The 509-nt window shown below is 47.2% G+C and carries 1 protein-coding gene; it reads right to left on the bottom strand.

The window, feature by feature from the left end; all coding sequences use genetic code 11:
- Nucleotides 1-80: 80 nt before the first annotated feature.
- On the bottom strand, nt 81-509 hold a 429-nt coding region (locus tag R7190_RS31100), incomplete at its 5' end, for a DMT family transporter (RefSeq protein ID WP_318138372.1).

The following is a 509-nucleotide window of genomic DNA, read 5'->3' as shown; positions in this document are numbered from 1 at the left end:
AATTTCTGATTGAAAAGAGGCTACCAAAACGCCGTTTTACTCATCAAGTGTGGTTTATAAAAGTTTTTGTCAATTAATCGCTATCTGTGAAGTGGTGGGCGATAAGTTTGAGTAAGTTCATGCTTCATAAAGATTTGGCTGGCGACTACGCTACCGCAAGTGACCAGAATTAACGCGATCCAAGTTAGCGAATCCGGTTGTTCGCCAAAGATTGGAACGGCAAGCAACGTTGCGACAACGGGAGTGAGAGACCCAAATGCGGCGCTGGCTTCAGCGCCAATGATTTTTATGGCATAGATAAACGTAAACGATGCGATAAGCCCTGCGCCGACACCTTGTAGCATTGCATGGCTAAACAGCTCCTCCCAAGGCCAACTGGAGATAGGCGTTACCGCTAAATAACTGTCTATCCAACCGAACCCGACTGCGATGATAAGCATAAGTAACGAGACGATGGCGACAAAACCCGCGCATACATAAGCGTTGAGGTTAGCTACGCGTGCGCTGAT

It is taken from the genome of Vibrio sp. 1078-1 (genome assembly GCF_033340475.1).
This window is presented reverse-complemented; position numbering and strand designations above follow the sequence as displayed.